This is a genomic window from Pontibaca salina (assembly GCF_016307205.1).
In the GTDB taxonomy this organism is placed as follows: domain Bacteria; phylum Pseudomonadota; class Alphaproteobacteria; order Rhodobacterales; family Rhodobacteraceae; genus Pontibaca; species Pontibaca salina.
The window spans coordinates 345523-362042 of sequence record NZ_JAEIJD010000002.1; the positions used below are offsets into that span (position 1 = coordinate 345523).

Sequence of the window (16520 nt, forward strand, 5' to 3'; positions counted from 1 at the left end):
GGTGATTTGCCCCCTTTGCGTTTTGGCGCTTTGGAAAATAAGAAGGGCCGCGCCAGTCTGACGCGACCCTCACGATCTGAAGCATCGAAAGATCAGGCTGACTTAGCCAGATCACGCAGCACGTAATGCAGCACACCGCCGTGTTCGACATATTCTTTTTCGATGGCGGTATCGATCCGGCACTTCAGGGTGATGTTCTTGGTCGTGCCGTCGCCATAGGTGATGGTGCAGGGCACCTCGGCCAGCGGCTTGATGTCGTCTAGACCCTCGATGGTAACGGTTTCGTCGCCCTTGAGGCCCAGCGATTTACGGCTGTCGCCTTCGCTGAACTCCAGCGGGATCACCCCCATGCCGACCAGGTTGGAGCGGTGGATTCGCTCGAAGCTTTCGGCGATCACGGCCTTCACACCCAGCAGGGCAGTGCCTTTGGCGGCCCAGTCGCGGGATGAGCCGGCGCCGTATTGCTCGCCGCCGAAAATCACCAGCGGAACACCCTTATCCTGCCAAGCCATCGCTGCCTCATAGATCGAGGTTTTCTGACCGTCTGGCCCCAGCGTGTAGCCGCCTTCGACATTATCCAGCATCTCGTTCTTGATGCGGATATTGGCGAATGTGCCGCGCATCATCACCTCGTGGTTGCCACGGCGCGACCCATAAGAGTTGAACTCGCGCACGGGCACCTGGCGTTCGACCAGATACTGCCCGGCAGGTGTACTTTCCTTGAAAGACCCGGCGGGGCTGATGTGATCGGTGGTGATCATATCGCCCAATAGCGCCAGAATGCGCGCACCTTCGATGTTTTCGATGGTGCCCGGTTCCTTGTCCATATCCTCAAAATAGGGCGGACTCTGCACATAGGTTGATTGCGTCGGCCAGTTATAGGTCTGGCTGTCGGGGGTTTCGACGCTCTGCCATTTTTCATCGCCCTTGAAGACGTCAGCGTATTTTTCCTGAAACGCCTCGCGGGTGACGGTCTTTTCCACCAGCGCGTTGATCTCGTCGCTGCTGGGCCAGATATCTTTCAGATAGACATCGTTGCCGTCCTTGTCCTGACCCAGCGGGTCTTTGACGATATCCACATTCATGTCACCGATCAGCGAATAGGCCACGACCAGCGGTGGGCTTGCCAGATAGTTGGCGCGGCAATCCGGGCTGATACGACCCTCGAAGTTGCGGTTGCCTGACAGCACCGACACACCGATCAGATCGCAATCGTTGATTGCCTTTGAGATCGACGGCTCAAGCGGCCCCGAGTTACCAATACAGGTGGTGCAGCCATAGCCGACAAGGTTGAAACCGATAGCATCCAGATCTTCCTGCAAACCTGCGGCTTCCAAATATTCCGACACCACCTGTGACCCCGGCGCCAGCGAGGTCTTGACCCATGGTTTGGGCTTCAGCCCCATTTCACGTGCCTTGCGCGCGACAAGACCCGCACCGATCATCACATAGGGGTTTGACGTATTGGTGCATGAGGTAATCGACGCAATCACGATGCTACCATCATGCAACTGATAGGCGCCGTTGCCGTTCGTGCACTCCACAAAGCCGCGCTTGTGGTGGCCGACATCGCCGGGAATCTCGCGCGGTTCGCGCTGGCCGCCTTCGCCTTCCCAGCGGTCTTTTTGCCTATCTTCGGCTTGCGTACCTTCGCGCTCGCCTTTGACATATTCCCCGAATGCGGTTGCCGCTCGATCCAGGGCAATGAAATCCTGCGGGCGTTTGGGTCCGGCAATGGCCGGCACGATCGTCCCCATATCCAAGCCCAGCGTGTCGGTATAGATCGGCGCGTAGTCAGCGTCGCGCCACATGCCGTTTTCGCGGGCATAGGCCTCGACCAGCGCGACGCGGTCTTCGTCGCGACCGGTCTGGCGCAGATAGCGCAGGGTTTCATTGTCGATCGGGAAAAACCCGCAGGTCGCGCCATATTCCGGCGCCATGTTGGCGATGGTTGCCCGATCGGCCAGCGGCAGATGGTCAAGACCCGCACCGTAGAACTCAACGAATTTGCCGACCACGCCCTTTGCGCGCAGCATTTCGACCACTTTAAGCACCAGGTCGGTGCCGGTGGTGCCTTCGACCATCTTGCCGGTCAGCTCAAAGCCGACGACCTCGGGGATCAGCATCGAGATCGGCTGGCCCAGCATCGCGGCCTCGGCCTCGATCCCGCCGACGCCCCAGCCCAGAACAGCAGCGCCGTTGACCATGGTGGTGTGGCTGTCAGTGCCGACCAACGTGTCGGGATAGGCGACCATTTCACCGTTCTGATCGGTGTCGCTCCAAACGGTTTGCGAGAGATATTCAAGATTGACCTGATGGCAGATGCCAGTCCCCGGCGGCACCACGCGGAAATTGTCGAATGCCTTCTGACCCCATTTCAGGAAGGTATAGCGTTCGATATTGCGCTGGTATTCGCGGTCCACATTCATCTGGAAGGCGCGCGGGTTGCCGAATTCGTCGATCATTACCGAATGGTCGATCACCAAATCGACAGGGTTTAGCGGGTTGATCTGTTCGGCCTTGCCGCCAAGGGCAATGATGCCGTCGCGCATCGCTGCCAGATCGACCACTGCGGGAACGCCGGTGAAATCCTGCATCAGAACCCGCGCCGGACGATAGGCGATTTCGCGCGGGTTCTTGCCGCCCTGTTCGGCCCATTTGCCGAACGCCTTGATGTCATCGGTGGTGACGGTCTTGCCATCCTCGAACCGCAGCATATTCTCCAGCACGACCTTGAGCGCGGCGGGCAGGCGGGTGAAATCGCCCAGACCAGCCGCACTGGCGGCCGGGATCGAGTAGTAGGCAACGCTCTTGCCGTTGACCGTAAGGGTCTTGCGGGTTTTCGAGCTGTCCTGTCCGACAGTTATGGGCATGTCTGGCCTCCCTTGAAGGTTGAGGGGATGTTGCTGGCTGCTATCTGCATCAGGAACGTGCCGTATTCAATAGAGTTTCGGCGGGGTGCGTCCTTTTGTATACTATCGCACACCGCCGAGGCGGGGTGCAATGCTCAACAAAGCTTGATTGGTCATTTCACGAGTCCACGGTTAAACCCAGTCTGATCAGCAACCTCAGGCCGGCCCGTATGAAATCCCTTGTCTCACTTCTTGCCGCGTTTTGCATCTTGCTGGTTGGGCCATTGCGCGCTCAGGACGTTGCTCCGCCCAATCCGGTCGTGGTCGAACTTTTCACCTCCCAAGGCTGCGCCAGCTGCCCGCCTGCGGATGCTATGATTGCGGAACTGGCGGCGCGCGAAGATGTGATCGCGTTGGCGCTGCATGTGGATTACTGGGATTATATCGGCTGGGTCGATGAATATGCAAATCCTGCCCATACGCGGCGTCAAAAAGCCTATGCCCGCATTGCGGGGCGCAATATGATCTACACCCCCCAGATCATCGTGAACGGACTGGACGAAATCGAGGGCGCACGCCCGATGAAATTGGCTGACCGTATCATGGCCCAGCATCAGCGCCCTGCCGTGATCAAGATGACGGCGGCGCGCGACGGGCAAAAAATGCAGGTCAAGGCGCGTGCGGTCGGTACGTTGCCCGACGGTATGCTGATAATCCAGCTGGTGCGCTATTCGCCGTTACAGCATGCGCGGATCACCGATGGCGAAAATGCCGGCCGCAATCTGGATTACGCCAATGTGGTCAAGGCGTGGGACGTTCTTGCAAAATGGGACGGGGTTGCACCGCTGGATCTGACCGCCGATCTGCCCGGCGATGCTGCAGCGGCAGTCTTGATCCAACAGGAAGGGCCGGGCGCAATTGTGGCTGCAGCACGGGTCCGTTAGCGATCGTTCGTTTCCGGCTGCAGCGCCTGACCGCCGACCGCCTTCCAGCGGCGGTGAATCCAAAACCATTGATCCATATGGTCGCGGACCAGCGCCTCTAGACCATCATTGATGGTTTGGGTCATGGTCACCGGGTCGCTGTGGGGAATGGCCGCCTGCGCCTCGATCCGGAAGCTCAGGCCGTCGGGCTGGCGGATCGCATAGATCGGGATCAGCGCGGCATCATATTTCAACGCCAGTTCCGCCGGCACCACCGAAGTCATGGCAGGCTGGCCGAAGAATTGCAATTCGTGCCCTCCATAAACGTGCTGATCGCCGATGATAGCGATGGTTCCGCCGTGTTTCAGGTGGCGGACCATTTCCATCATTCCGCGCCGACCCTGCTCGAACATGGGCCGGCCGGTTTCTTCTAAAGCGCGCACATAGTGGCGGTTGAAATAAGGGTTCTTCATGCGGCGATAGAGGCCGCCCATCTCGAACCCGCGGGCCATCAGGCTGGCACGGGCGGCGATGTAATTGCCAAAATGCCCCGAGATCAAAATCGCCGGTCGGCCATTGGTGCGGGCCTCCTGCAGTCCGGCAAGGCCCGGACCGCTGATCGGGGATGCTGCGGCGCGATCGAGAAAGGCAGTGCCCGAATACAATTCGATCATTGTGCGACCGACATTGTCAGGAACTGCCCGGACCAGACGTCGCACCTCTGTTTCGGGCATGTAAGGACAGGTCAGCGCAAGATTATCGCGCACACGGACGTCAAACCCGGCCAACGGCGCGAGGCGCGCTGTTAACCAGCCCATCATCGGCACGCGCCATTGATAAGGCACCAATTGCGCCAAGCCGATCAACCCGCGCACGAACAGGTTGCCCGTAAAATAACGTGCGCGAACAAGGAAGGGCAGGGAGGCTGGGTCTTTCGACATGATGGCTCGGGCGGCAGCGGGCGGTAAATTATGATAGGATCCAGCCTTACAGCTCGCTTCGGTCGATCACAAGCGCACCTATCCGTTCCACGCGGGCTCCCCAGCGGCGACAACCGGAAGGCGTAAATTTGCGAATGGATGTCGGGCTGAACCCGTCAGCCCCGCAGGATGCACTTGCAACTTCGCGTAGAGGATGCTGCTTGAGATATTCGGCGCTGCAGGGGTAAGGTCTCCATTTATAACGTAAAAAGGGAATTGCCCTTCGCGCGGCAGGCAAGACCGCAAAAGGAGAGAGACATGTTGGGTGAAATGGTAGCTGTGGTTGGAATGTCGCTGCTGGTGGGCACCGCCGCCGTTGCCGCGGATGCGGGGACGATCTTGCAAGTGACGGGGCGCATCGCCGGCGAGACCGTAGCGCTGGAGCACGCCGAATTGCAGGAATTGCCGCAGATCGAGCTTGAGACCTCGACGGTGGTGACCGACGGCACACATAAATTTACCGGGTTCTTGATGCGCGACCTCATGGAAAATCTGCGGGCTGATGGCGACCGTGTCACTGCGGTGGCGCTTAACGATTACGCGGTGGATATTCCAATGGCTGATTTCTATGATTACGATGTAATCGTGGCCTACAGCATGGATGACATACCGCTGGGCCGCGACGACAAGGGGCCATTGTGGATTGTCTATCCCCGCGACGATCATCAGGAATTGCAGGACATTCGATATGATTATCGCTGGGTGTGGCAACTCTCCCGACTTGAAGTGCAATGACGCGGCTGCGCACTTCGGTCATTGGGCTGCTCCTGCCGTCGGTGGCCGTGGTCGTTTTTGCGGTGCTGCTGACCTTTTCGCTGAGCCGGATGTCCGAAATCGAGAACGCGATGCGCGTCGAGGCAGAGCAGAATATGCTTTGGGTGCTGCATCAAAGCGAAGTGGCTGCCTTGCGTCTGGCGGAAATCACTGCGCGCGCCGATTTGGACGAGGCAGAGCCAGACGATATTGCACTGCGCTTTGACATTTTGGTCAGCCGGATCGCGCTGCTCAATGACGGGCCGCAACGCCGTTTTATGGACAAGCTGGGCTATGGCGATGGTCTGGACCGGCTGAACGGTGAGATACAGAGGATTGCGCCGATGGTAGCCGGTTTTGCGCCGGGTGATGGCGCACGTCTGCGCGCTGCTTTGGAGCCGTTCCCGCAGCTTCTCGGGCGTGCGGCCAACGCAGCGATGATCGCTGATTGGGACGAGGTGGGCGGGCGGCTCGAAACCCATCGCAGCCAATTGCGCCAGATCATCGCATCGCTGGCCGGCATCATGGTTGCGGGCGCGGTTCTGACGATCACCTTGGTTCAGGCGCTCCGGCTTTCGCGACAACGCAACCGGATGTTGCGCCGTGCGCGGGATTTTTCAGAACTGCTGATCTCTTCCAGTGGCGAGGGCATTCTAGCGGTTGATCGCGCGGGCCGCTGCACATTATGGAATGATGCGGCAGCGGAGATGGTGGGCAAATCCGGCGAACATGCGGTTGGCCGGTTCTTGGCCGAGGTTGGGGGGTTCTTTGATACGGCGCTTGTTCGGCAGGCGGTGGCCCGCGCGTTTACCGGGGAAACGACGCAGTTAGGCTTGCAACCCTTGTTTCGCCAAGATTGTGATATCCCCCTATATGTTGATCTGCGTTTTTTCCCGATGCGCAATGACGGTCAGATTGTTGGGGCGATCCTATTCATGCATGACGCTTCAGACAGTCATGCCGCTCAGCAGAAGGATGCTCAGGATCGGGACCGGCTGGAAGAGCTTGTAGCCGAGCGTACCCGCGAGTTGGACGATGCGCTGAAGCGGGAACGATCTGCCGCCGATCTATATCGCAACTTCGCCGCGATGGTGTCACACCAGTTTCGCACACCGTTGGCCGTTGCGGATTCGGCGCTGCAACGTCTGATTCGGCGCGGCCCCAACGCCCAGCCGCAAGAAGTGGCCGAACGTGCAAGCCGCGCCCGCGATGCCATCGCGGGGCTGACACGGCTGGTTGAAAGCACGCTGGATGCGGCGCGGCTGGATGCAGGCCAGATCGGTGCACGGCGGGTAAAATGCGATCTTGCCGAGATCCTCCGAACAGTCTGTCACCGCCAGCGGGCCGCTGCACCGGGCCGACGGATCAACGTCACGCAAGCAGAGCCCGGCGAAAGCTTTGCGTTCTGCGACCCGGCCCATGCCGAACAGGTGCTGGAAAACCTGTTGTCCAATGCCGACAAATATGCCGCTGCAGGGGTCGATATTTCGGTGATCTTACATGGCGATGCGGACCGCCTGTTCTGCGATGTCCATAACGCCGGAAGCCCGGTTGCCGAGGCGGATCGCGCGCGGCTGTTCCAGCGCAACTATCGCGGCGCAAACAGCGCCGGTATCGCCGGTACAGGGATCGGCCTGTTCATGGCGCGCACCTTGGCGCGGATGCAGGGCGGCGATGTAACATTGCAACCGGGCAGCGATGGCATGACCTTCCGCATGGCGCTGCCCCGCATAGAGGTGGCCCAAAGATGACCGATATACGCCCGTCTCCCCTGATTCTCGTGGTCGAAGACGAACAGGCCTTGCAATGCGATATTGTCGAAGAGCTGCAAGAGACCGGCTATCGCACAGTGTCTGCCAGCGATGGGCAGGAGGCGCTTGACCTGTTGGCCGAAGTCACCCCGGACTTGATACTTTGCGATATTACAATGCCCGGTTTGAATGGGTACGGGATGTTGCGGGCTTTACGCAAGGAGCGCCCGGAGCTTGCCGCGATCCCGTTTGTTTTTCTCAGCGCGCTTTCCGAGCCGCGCGAGGTGGTCGAGGGCAAATCGCTAGGGGCCGATGATTATCTGGTCAAACCTGTCGATTATGACTTGATGCTGGCAACGATCGCAGCCCGCTTGCGTCAGGTCGGGCTCATCCGCAGCCGCCATGATGCCGAATTGACCGCGCTGCGGGGCGCGCTCGCGGGGTTTAACGGCGCCGGTGCCGCGCGCGTGCTGGATTTTATTGCACTGGGCGTCGTGCTTTTGGATGAACAGGGGAAAATAATCCATTCAAACAGTGCGGCGCATGATTTAGCAGCCGTATCCGATTTCATCCAATTTTCCGGGAATGAGATACGCGCTTCCGATTCATTGGCTGACCGGGCATTGCAGCGGGCCATTCGCGAGGCTCGGGCGGCGGCGATGAGTGGTCGGGAAAAGACTGCCGGAGTTTTGTTGCAAAGTGGACAGGACGCGGGAGCTGTTTCGGTGCTGACATGTGCGTTACCGCGCGAGGACGTCTATAAAGAGGGCCAACCGGAAATTGTATTGTTCCTGTCGACACCGGACGGTCACAAGCGGGTTTCCGAATCGCTTTTGATGGAGCTGTTCGAGCTAACTCCGACCGAAGCACGGGTTGCAGGCGCCTTGGCCAACAGTTCCCGCTCGGCCGATTTGGCCGCGGAGTTGGGGGTTTCAAACACCACCATAGCCTTTCACATGCGCAATCTTTTTCAGAAAACGGGTACCAATCGCCGGGCCGATCTCATCGCGCTTATCCTCGCGGGACCGATGATGATCAAATCGGACTGAGGCACAGTCATGCCCCTGTTGGCTTGGCGGCATGTGCCAAGAAACGCGGGGTGAAACCGAAAACGCTGATAGATTTGCTGAGCCGGTGCAGCTCAGCAGAACATCCGCATCAATGCGGTTCGTCAGTGGTCGGCTTTCCCCTGCAATTCGCGAATTACCTTTTGCCAAAGCTCGGGCGGTTGAGCGCCGGGCACGGCATGTTTACCGGCGACGATGAAGGTGGGCACCGAACTTACCCCCATTTCGCGCGCTTGCGTGTCGCGGTCGCGAATATTTTGCACGTCTGAATCCGATTGCAAAAGCCGCCGCACAACCGAGGCGTCCATGCCGATTGTATCGGCAATATCGGCCAGCACCTCGTTGGACCCGATGTCACGGCCTTGCACGAAATACGCATCGAAAAGCGCGTCGACTACTGCGTTCTGGCGCTGTTCGATCCCGGCCCAATGGATCAGCCGATGCGCATCCACCGTGTTGGGGGTGCGCAGCATTACATCGAAATTGATGGTTAGCCCGGCTTTCTGCGCATGTTCGGCGACTGGCAGATAGGCTTTGATGGCCGCTTCCTGTCCGCCAAACTTGGCTTCCAGATAGGTCCGTCGGTCCATACCTTCGCGGGGCATCTCGGGGTTCAACATGAACGGATGCCATTGGATCGCAAAGGGGTGGCCCGGTTCGGCGGCCAACGCGCGATCCAGTTGGGCCTTGCCGATATAGCACCACGGACAGATCGGATCGGACAGGATGTCCAGGCTGACGACGGTTTCGCTCATGTTTCCCCGGCTTTGAAATGTTCGCGTAACGCACGGCGCAGCAATTTTCCATTGGCCCCCACCGGCAAGTTAGGCAGATGGATGAAGGCGCGTGGTTGCTTGTAGCGCGCTAGGTGGTCTTTGACATAGGTGTGCAGATCGCGTTCGTCCAGCGCTGTGGGGCCAGTGTAAAACGCGGCAATGATGCGTGCGTCATCTTTGACTTCAACCTCGGTGACGCCGGCTTGGGTGATCAAGGGATGGGCGGTTAGCACGATTTCGATCTCGAGAGGCGAGACGCGATAGCCGCCGGCGTTCATCATGTCGTCGGCGCGCCCCAGATAGGTGATCTGCCCATCCTCGGCCATTGACCCCTGATCCCCCGTCAGAAACCAGTCTCCGCGAAAGCGCGCGGCGGTCTCGTCCGGGGCATTCAGATATCCCAGCATCAGGCCGGGATCGGAACGATGCACGGCAATCGTGCCCTCGTGGCCCTGCGGGACCGGGGTTCCGTTATCGTCGGTAATGGCCACGCGTCGACCCTTTTGTGGCTGCCCCAGCGCGGCGTTGCGGGCCGGATATTTGGGGCTGGAAGAAATGAAGGTCGAACATTCCGAAAGGCCGTAAGCCTCGTAAAGGCCGGTGCCTGTGGCGGTGTGCCATGCAGCGTGCAGCGCCGGCGACAGCTTTTCGCCCGCGCTCAATCCGTGGCGCAGGTCGGGCAGGTCTAACGCGGGGTGATCCTGTAGAAGTTTGCGAAAGACGCCGGGGGCAGCGGCAAAGATCGTCGCGCCGTGGGTGTGCAACAAGCCGGGCAATGCGCTGATCGGCGTGCCCTCTGCTGGGATCAAGGCGGTTGCGCCCCTGATCCAAGGGTCCATTAATCCGGTGCCCAGCGTATAGGTCCAATTGAAGGCGCCGCCGTGCAGCAGGCGATCATCAAGTCGAAGATCATTCCAACCCGTAACCATCATCTGCCGCGCCCAGATCGCGCGATGGGCATGTGCAACGGCGCGCGGCTGCCCCGAGGTTCCCGACGTGTAGACGATATAGGCCAGTCGATCGGGGTCGCCCATGGCCCAGTCGCACGGGCTCAGGTCGCGCATGGCGCGTAGGGCGTCCAGTGGGATTTCAACTGCGCCGGCCGCACTGGCCACGGCTGGGTCGCGCAGCATTGCGGCGGGGCTTAGCGAGGCGATGATCGCTGCCACTTCGGGTTCGGTCAGTTGTGAAGAGGTCGGCACCGGCACCAGCCCGGCTGCGATGGCACCCAGATAGGCAATGGGAAAATCCACAGTGTTGCCCAGTCGCATCAGAACGATGTCACCGGGCGCTAACCCCGAATCTAGCAGCCCGGTCCCGGTCGCACGCACGGCATGTTCAAGCGCACGATAACTCCAGTCATGTGCGCCGTCGTGCTCCAGCACCGAAAGGGCGACTTTATCCGGCTGCGTCCCGGCCCGTCCGAGAACATGGGCGGCCAGATTGAAAGCGCAAGGGCAGGGCGACGGTGGTCCCTGATCGAAAACGGACAACATGGAAAAAGGGGCTAATCTGCTATGAGCCGTGTTGCAAGTTGCATCATTGGCAGATGGGTTCGACTGGATTTGTCGCTGCCCGCAAAGCCGGGCTGACATGGTGCAGTTCAAATTCCCGGATCGGATATTTCGCGATTCAGTGTCTCAATGTAAAGAAGGTCATCGATCTCCTCGCGCGCTTCGTTCACGGATAGGTTGTGAAGCTTTGCCAGATGCGCCTCGAATCGGGCGCGATCGTGTTTTCCGATTTCCACGGTGCTGTCATCAAGATGCGGAAACCGCGCTTTCATTCGGCCAGACCACAGCCCCCAATTTGCAGTTATATCATTCCAAGTCATGAGATTACGTTGTGTCCCCCATGTGAAGAGTTATCTATTCTTGTATAGACTAGCATGCGCCAGCGCAGAGAAAAGGCGATTAAACGGTGCTCTGCGCACGTGACCCAACGTTATTACGGGCCAATCATTCTGATTGATACCACCACACTTCGGGCAAAAAACCGATGCCATCGCCATAGATGGGCAGCCTGTCGGGATAATGCAGTTCTTTCACATGCGCGATCCGCCCAACGTCAAATTGCCAGATCGGGATCACATACCGGCCAGCGGTCAGCACCCGGTCAAGCGCGCGCACCGCGGCGGTGAACTCTTTCGCCGTGCGGGCCTGCAACATCGTGTCGATCATTGCCTCAGCCGCCAGAGAATCGATGCCCGGCAGGTTGCGCGTTCCCGGTGTGTCGACGCCAGCACGGCCCCAATAAAGCCGCTGTTCATTGCCGGGACTTAACGACAGATCGCGGCGGAAGGTGGTCATGTCGAAATCATACGCGGCGATACGGCTTTCGTATTGGGCATCATCCACGGCTTGCGTTGTCACGTCGATGCCCAGCCGCGCCAGCGCACGGCTATAAAGGTCGATTACGGTCTGGTTGCCCGTATCACCCTGGCGCAACAGCACGGTGAACGCGAAAGGTTGGTCATTAGCGTCCACCAGGGCTCCGCCCTGGACCAGCCAGCCCGCCTGTGCCAGCAGGTCGGCTGCGCGGCGAAGATTGGCGCGGTTGCGCGCGGTGCCATCGCCTATCGGCAAGGCATAGCCCTCCAGCACGCCGGGGGGCAGGCTGTCGGCAAAGGGCTCCAGCAATTCCCGTACCGCACCCGCGGCTGGGCCGGAGCGCATCGCCAGAACCGAGTTGTCGAAATAGGATTCGATGCGCGGCTGCGCCCCGCCGGTCATAGTATCGTTGATATATTCGAAGTTGAAAGCAAGCAGCAGGGCCTCTCGGACGCGCCAGTCATCGAACGGGGTTCGCCGGGTGTTCATCGCGAAACCGGTCATACCGGAAGGGCGGCCATGGGGAATCTCGGCTTTCACCACATTGCCGTGCTGAACTGCGGGGAAATCGTAGTGACGGGCCCATTTCTCGGCATTAAATTCCCGCATGACGCTCAGCGCGCCGGCCTTGAACGCTTCGAACTGCACAGTTGAATCGCCAAAGAACTCGACACGCATTTCGTCGAAATTATGGGTGCCCCGGCGAAACGGCAGATTCTTGCCCCAATAGTCGGGATTGCGACGGAAGGTCACGTAACGCCCCGGCTCGAAACCGGAAATGACATATGGGCCGGTGCCGATGGGGATCGTATCCAGCCCCGAGTGCGCAAAATCACGGTCCTCCCATTGGGCTTTCTGCAGGATCGGGCGCATCCCGGCGATCAAGGCAAGTTCACGGTCTTTGGTGTTGAATTTCAGCCGGACTTTGCGCGGCCCGGTCTGCTGAATCGAGTCGATCTGGCGGGCCAGTCCGCGATAGCGCAGATGGCCCTTCGCTCCCAATGTTTCATAAGACCAGATCACATCTTCGACAGTCACGGGAGTGCCGTCCGAAAACCGTGCTTCTGGGCGCAAAGTGAATTCCACCCATGAGCGATCCGGCGCGGTTACAACCGATTCGGCCAACAGGCCGTACAGCGTGAATGGCTCGTCCCAAGAACGCCCCATAAGTGATTCATATGACCAGAAACTTTGCTGCCATGGCGGCGTGCCTTTCTGGACGAAAGGATTGAGCGAATCGAACCCCCCAGTATTGCCGAAAACGATCCGCCCGCCCTTTGGCGCGTCCGGGTTCGCATAGGGCAAAGACACAAAATCCGGTGGGAGCACGGGATCGCCATACATAGCTATGGCATGATGCGGTTGCGCGATGGCCGATGACGTGGCGCCAGTGACAAAGACAGCAGCGCTCAACACGCCAGCTCGGAGGAAGTCCAGCAGTTCCAATTTGGTAATAATCCCGCTCGGATTTTATATTATGCCCGCGACGTTAACCGGGGATTCACGTCTTTTCAAACTTTTAGCTTGGATCATGCGTTAAGATTGCTTATAACAGAGGCACTGCTCGATAGGTTTCTTGCCTGTATGAAACCTGCCTCAATAACTTAACGCCCGCCTCGCGCGGGCGTTTTTTTGTTTGGCTCACCGCGCCCAAAAGGTGCTCGGGGCGTGGTCAGATATGGCTCTGCATGGTAGAAAATAGGCGGAATCCACTTCAGGAGAGCAGACTATGTCGCTGACGGGAAAGACCGCTGTCGTCACCGGATCGAACTCGGGAATCGGGCTGGGAATCACTTGGGAACTGGCCCGTGCAGGGGCCGACGTGGTGCTGAATTCGTTCACCGATCGCGACGAAGATCACGCACTGGCCGAACAGATCGCCGATGCGACCGGCGTGAGCGCACGTTATGTTAAGGCCGACATGTCCAAAGGTGCCGACTGTCGGGCCTTGATCGGAGCCGCCGGGCGGTGCGATATTCTGATCAACAATGCCGGCATTCAACATGTTGCACCGATTGAGGAATTTCCGGCCGAAAAATGGGACGCGATTATCGCCATCAACCTCAATTCGGCATTTCACACCACCGCTGCCGCATTGCCGATGATGCGCGCGGCGGGTTGGGGGCGTATCATCAATATCGCCAGCGCCCACGGCCTAACTGCAAGCCCGTTCAAGGCGGCTTATGTCGCAGCCAAACACGGTATCGTGGGCCTGACCAAAACCATCGCACTGGAATGCGCCCGCGAACCGATCACGGCCAATGCAATTTGCCCGGGCTACGTTTTAACACCGCTGGTCGAGGCGCAGATTCCCGATACGATGGAGAAATACGACATGGCCCGAGACGAGGTGATCGATCAGGTGATGCTTGAGCGGCAGCCCTCGAAAGAGTTTGTCACTGTCGAGCAACTGGGCGGCACCGCGGTGTTCCTCTGTTCCGACGCCGCCGCGCAGATCACCGGGACCACAATCAGTGTCGATGGCGGATGGACGGCTCTGTAAACACACAGCGTTTCGGGGGCAGCCGCTGGGTTTCCGGGGCCGCGAAGTCGGTGGAAGGGCAGAATTTGGGCAAGCCAAAGCGGATCAATCTGACCCTAGCAGGGCGGCGGTACTCAAGAAACCTTTACAGCGAAGGGGTGGATTGTTTCCTTGATGATGAAGACATCGAAGTTGCTGCGGTTTCGAGAGCGTCAGCTACTATGTTAAACCGCCCGGCACGCTGGGCCGGGATGATCGGCGGCGATCTGACTCAGCGCCGCACCGTATAAATGAACGCTTTGGTCAGCCGAGTTTTTTCGGATCTTTGCTATTTGGGTAGACCAGCCCCGCCGAGATGATGAGCTTGGCCGCGTCTTCAAGAGACATATCCAGTTCAATCACGTCCGCTTCAGGAAGCAGCAGGAGAAAACCCGAAGTCGGGTTGGGGGTCGTGGGCACGAACACCCCGATCAACCGCCCACCGGGTTCTGCCTTGGCAGCGATTTCGCCGCGGGCAGGTGTCGAGATAAAGCCGATCGCCCAGATGCCCTTGCGTGGATATTGAATCAGGCAAGCCTTTTCAAAACTCCGTTCGGTTTGTGCGAACACGGTCTCGGAAATCTGCTTGATCCCGGAATAGATGGATCGCACCACCGGCATCCGATCGACGAGACTTTCCGCAAACCGGATCAGCGACCGGCCGATCAGCCCTTTCGCGACCCAGCCGACCAGTACGGTGAAGACCAGAAAGATCAGCACTCCGACGCCGCGCAAGTTGACGCCAATATAGGTTTCGGGGCGGAATTGCTGCGGCACAAGGGGCAGAACGACACCGTCGATCCAGCCGATCGCCGACCAGATCAGCCAGATGGTCAGCGCGACGGGGGCAATGACAACCAGTCCGGTGAGAAAAGAACCCCGCAGTCTGGCAAGACCACCGGTGCGGCGTTTCTGGTCCTCATTGAAAGGTGTGGTCATGGCGCTCCCGTAAAACACGAAAGGTCAGCGTATGTTCTTTTGCGCAGTGTCACAATGGGTTTAACCTTGTGCAAGCGGTGCAGTCAGTGCGCGCAGCGCCGCAAGCGGATCATCCTGATCCCAGATTTCAGCGCCGATACCAAAAAAGTCGCTATGGGCCGCCAGCGCAGCGATGAGGTCTGGGGTCAACCCGCCTTCGGCGACAACCGGCAGTTCGATCATCTCCGACCACCATTCAAACAGATCAGGTTCGGCGCGTGAGCCATCATGTAGCGAGGTGTCGCGCACTGGGCCAAAGCTGATGTAATCGGCCCCGGCCTCGCCCGCGGTGATCCCGTCATGGCGCGAGGCGGCGCAGAAACTGCCGACGATAGCGTCAGCGCCCAGAGCCGTACGCGCGGCCCGAACCGAGCGCGCGCCATCTTTCAGATGGACGCCGTCCAGCCCCAGACGCTCGGCAAGAAACATGTGCCCGCCGACCACCAGCGGCACATCGCGGGCGTGGGCGATTTCGCGCAACTGGTCCGCGCAGCGCGCGATGTGATCTTCGTTTTGACTGGCAAGATCAAGGCGCAGGCAGGCGATTGGGCGGGCATCTAAAATCTTGGCCAATTGGTCAGGGAAGGTCGACAGGTCGATCTGTGTCGGGGTGATCAAATAGATTTGCGGCTGCTCTTGTTCGGTCATTGTAAAAGATCCTTGGACATCTGCCGATGGTCTAGCTGATCGGCGTCAAGAAGAACAAAAGATTTTATGCCTCCGGCGGGGATATTTGGTGCAAGAAGAAGGCTCGGGTTCTTGCCTGTTGGCGGATGTCGCTCTATCGCGGGACCGTATTTTCGAAAGGAAACGCAATGCTCAGCAACATCCCACAGCCGCGGTTCGTTCTGGTGCGCCCGCAAATGGGGCAGAATATCGGCGCGGCGGCGCGGGCGATGTGGAACTTCGGCCTTGACCGGATGAGCGTTGTCTCACCGCGCGATGACTGGCCCAGTGGCTCTGCTGTTGCCATGGCCAGCGGGGCCGGGCGGCTGCTGGACGAGGCCGTGCTCTGCGACGATATCGGCGCAGCAATAGGCGACTGCGCCTGGGTTGTGGCAACCACCGCCCGCGAACGCGGCTTGACCAAACCGGTTTTGAGCCCCGAGGCGGCCATGCAGGAGGCGGCACGCCGGATCGGTGCGGGGCAGAAAGTGGCGGTGCTGTTTGGGCCGGAGCGCACGGGGCTGGAGAATGACGATATCGCGCGTGCCAATGCGATCATGTCGGTGCCGGTGAACCCGGTTTTCGCGTCGCTTAATCTTGCGCAATGTGTGTTGCTGGCAGCCTATGAGTGGCGGCGGCAGGCGGGTGATGTGGTTGCAACTGCGGGGAGCGCGGCTGCGTCAGACTGGGCCAGCGCGCTGGAAGTCGAGAAACTGGCCCAGCACTATGAGGCGCGTCTGGACGAGGCCGAGTTCTTTTTTCCGCCCGGCAAGGCCGATAGCATGAAGCTCAAGCTGCGAAACCTCTGGTCGCGGATGCCGCTTACCCGGACGGATGTACAGATTTTCCATGGCATTATGCGCCAGATCGTTCGATCGCGGGACCGCAGTTGAGCCCGCTTTACGGCACCGCGTCCGCGCCAT

The 16520-nt window shown here is 59.4% G+C and carries 15 protein-coding genes; 7 read left to right on the forward strand and 8 right to left on the reverse strand.

Translation table 11 applies throughout. The features are described 5' to 3' along the window. Positions 1 to 92: 92 nt before the first annotated feature. A complete protein-coding gene (gene acnA / locus JAO82_RS04335; protein ID WP_198685116.1) occupies positions 93 to 2873 on the reverse strand; it encodes an aconitate hydratase AcnA in 2781 nt (926 codons plus the stop codon). A 209-nt stretch (positions 2874 to 3082) separates the two neighbouring features. Between acnA and JAO82_RS04340 the strand changes: the two genes are divergently transcribed. Beyond that, entirely contained in the window at positions 3083 to 3796 is a 714-nt protein-coding gene (locus JAO82_RS04340; RefSeq protein ID WP_198685117.1) for a DUF1223 domain-containing protein, read from the forward strand. On the opposite strand, the gene JAO82_RS04345 is transcribed toward JAO82_RS04340, so the two are convergent. After that, positions 3793 to 4716, reverse strand: a complete 924-nt coding sequence (locus tag JAO82_RS04345) for a lysophospholipid acyltransferase family protein (protein ID WP_198685118.1) — start codon at positions 4714 to 4716, stop codon at positions 3793 to 3795. The two genes, JAO82_RS04340 and JAO82_RS04345, sit on opposite strands and share 4 nt — an antisense overlap. Before the next feature lie 297 nt (positions 4717 to 5013). On the opposite strand from JAO82_RS04345, the gene JAO82_RS04350 reads away from it, so the two are divergent. Genes JAO82_RS04350 through JAO82_RS04360 form a run of 3 tightly spaced genes read left to right on the forward strand, consistent with a single transcriptional unit; the run spans position 5014 to position 8308 of the window. Next, on the forward strand, positions 5014 to 5490 hold the full coding sequence (locus JAO82_RS04350) for a molybdopterin-dependent oxidoreductase (protein ID WP_198685119.1): 477 nt from the start codon (positions 5014 to 5016) through the stop codon (positions 5488 to 5490). Next, positions 5487 to 7259: a sensor histidine kinase gene (locus tag JAO82_RS04355; RefSeq protein WP_198685120.1), complete on the forward strand. Its 1773-nt coding sequence runs from the start codon at positions 5487 to 5489 to the stop codon at positions 7257 to 7259. Before JAO82_RS04350 ends, JAO82_RS04355 begins: the two co-directional genes overlap by 4 nt. Next, on the forward strand, positions 7256 to 8308 hold the full coding sequence (locus JAO82_RS04360; RefSeq protein ID WP_198685121.1) for a response regulator: 1053 nt from the start codon (positions 7256 to 7258) through the stop codon (positions 8306 to 8308). The genes JAO82_RS04355 and JAO82_RS04360 overlap by 4 nt, the downstream gene beginning before the upstream one ends. Before the next feature lie 122 nt (positions 8309 to 8430). Here the strand turns inward: JAO82_RS04360 and JAO82_RS04365 are convergent, their stop codons facing one another. The 4 genes from JAO82_RS04365 to JAO82_RS04380 form a co-directional block, all read right to left on the reverse strand. Beyond that, positions 8431 to 9081 (reverse strand): DsbA family oxidoreductase, encoded by a 651-nt coding sequence (locus JAO82_RS04365; protein ID WP_198685122.1) that lies wholly within the window; start codon positions 9079 to 9081, stop codon positions 8431 to 8433. Continuing rightward, positions 9078 to 10598 carry a class I adenylate-forming enzyme family protein gene (locus JAO82_RS04370; RefSeq protein WP_198685123.1) on the reverse strand — a complete coding sequence of 507 codons (1521 nt, stop codon included), beginning with the start codon at positions 10596 to 10598 and terminating at the stop codon, positions 9078 to 9080. Before JAO82_RS04370 ends, JAO82_RS04365 begins: the two co-directional genes overlap by 4 nt. 107 nt (positions 10599 to 10705) lie before the next feature. Continuing rightward, the gene (locus tag JAO82_RS04375) at positions 10706 to 10888 is read right to left on the reverse strand and encodes a hypothetical protein (RefSeq protein WP_232897213.1); all 183 of its coding nucleotides are present in this window, start codon (positions 10886 to 10888) and stop codon (positions 10706 to 10708) included. 172 nt (positions 10889 to 11060) lie between these two features. After that, positions 11061 to 12776 (reverse strand): extracellular solute-binding protein, encoded by a 1716-nt coding sequence (locus JAO82_RS04380; RefSeq protein ID WP_198685233.1) that lies wholly within the window; start codon positions 12774 to 12776, stop codon positions 11061 to 11063. Positions 12777 to 13161: 385 nt separating this feature from the next. Here JAO82_RS04380 and JAO82_RS04385 point away from each other — a divergent pair, with 385 nt between their 5' ends. Further along, positions 13162 to 13935, forward strand: coding sequence for a 3-hydroxybutyrate dehydrogenase (locus tag JAO82_RS04385; protein WP_198685125.1), 774 nt, complete (start codon positions 13162 to 13164; stop codon positions 13933 to 13935). Next, positions 13920 to 14204 carry a hypothetical protein gene (locus tag JAO82_RS04390; protein ID WP_198685126.1) on the forward strand — a complete coding sequence of 95 codons (285 nt, stop codon included), beginning with the start codon at positions 13920 to 13922 and terminating at the stop codon, positions 14202 to 14204. Before JAO82_RS04385 ends, JAO82_RS04390 begins: the two co-directional genes overlap by 16 nt. A 13-nt stretch (positions 14205 to 14217) precedes the next feature. Here JAO82_RS04390 and JAO82_RS04395 read toward each other — a convergent pair whose 3' ends face one another. Together JAO82_RS04395 and JAO82_RS04400 are read right to left on the reverse strand one after the other, a co-directional pair. Next, positions 14218 to 14892 (reverse strand): DUF502 domain-containing protein, encoded by a 675-nt coding sequence (locus JAO82_RS04395; RefSeq protein ID WP_198685127.1) that lies wholly within the window; start codon positions 14890 to 14892, stop codon positions 14218 to 14220. Positions 14893 to 14952: 60 nt separating this feature from the next. Continuing rightward, positions 14953 to 15579 carry a thiamine phosphate synthase gene (locus tag JAO82_RS04400; protein ID WP_198685128.1) on the reverse strand — a complete coding sequence of 209 codons (627 nt, stop codon included), beginning with the start codon at positions 15577 to 15579 and terminating at the stop codon, positions 14953 to 14955. Between the two features lie 167 nt (positions 15580 to 15746). Here JAO82_RS04400 and JAO82_RS04405 point away from each other — a divergent pair, with 167 nt between their 5' ends. Then, a complete protein-coding gene (locus JAO82_RS04405) occupies positions 15747 to 16490 on the forward strand; it encodes an RNA methyltransferase (RefSeq protein ID WP_198685129.1) in 744 nt (247 codons plus the stop codon). Positions 16491 to 16520: the final 30 nt, after the last annotated feature.

Coding starts and splice junctions, on each gene's coding strand:
- acnA (WP_198685116.1), bottom strand. CDS start 2,873: ATGCCCATAACTGTCGGACAGGACAGCTCGAAAACCCGCAAGACCCTT.
- JAO82_RS04340 (WP_198685117.1), top strand. CDS start 3,083: ATGAAATCCCTTGTCTCACTTCTTGCCGCGTTTTGCATCTTGCTGGTT.
- JAO82_RS04345 (WP_198685118.1), bottom strand. CDS start 4,716: ATGTCGAAAGACCCAGCCTCCCTGCCCTTCCTTGTTCGCGCACGTTAT.
- JAO82_RS04350 (WP_198685119.1), top strand. CDS start 5,014: ATGTTGGGTGAAATGGTAGCTGTGGTTGGAATGTCGCTGCTGGTGGGC.
- JAO82_RS04355 (WP_198685120.1), top strand. CDS start 5,487: ATGACGCGGCTGCGCACTTCGGTCATTGGGCTGCTCCTGCCGTCGGTG.
- JAO82_RS04360 (WP_198685121.1), top strand. CDS start 7,256: ATGACCGATATACGCCCGTCTCCCCTGATTCTCGTGGTCGAAGACGAA.
- JAO82_RS04365 (WP_198685122.1), bottom strand. CDS start 9,081: ATGAGCGAAACCGTCGTCAGCCTGGACATCCTGTCCGATCCGATCTGT.
- JAO82_RS04370 (WP_198685123.1), bottom strand. CDS start 10,598: ATGTTGTCCGTTTTCGATCAGGGACCACCGTCGCCCTGCCCTTGCGCT.
- JAO82_RS04375 (WP_232897213.1), bottom strand. CDS start 10,888: ATGAAAGCGCGGTTTCCGCATCTTGATGACAGCACCGTGGAAATCGGA.
- JAO82_RS04380 (WP_198685233.1), bottom strand. CDS start 12,776: ATGTATGGCGATCCCGTGCTCCCACCGGATTTTGTGTCTTTGCCCTAT.
- JAO82_RS04385 (WP_198685125.1), top strand. CDS start 13,162: ATGTCGCTGACGGGAAAGACCGCTGTCGTCACCGGATCGAACTCGGGA.
- JAO82_RS04390 (WP_198685126.1), top strand. CDS start 13,920: ATGGACGGCTCTGTAAACACACAGCGTTTCGGGGGCAGCCGCTGGGTT.
- JAO82_RS04395 (WP_198685127.1), bottom strand. CDS start 14,892: ATGACCACACCTTTCAATGAGGACCAGAAACGCCGCACCGGTGGTCTT.
- JAO82_RS04400 (WP_198685128.1), bottom strand. CDS start 15,579: ATGACCGAACAAGAGCAGCCGCAAATCTATTTGATCACCCCGACACAG.
- JAO82_RS04405 (WP_198685129.1), top strand. CDS start 15,747: ATGCTCAGCAACATCCCACAGCCGCGGTTCGTTCTGGTGCGCCCGCAA.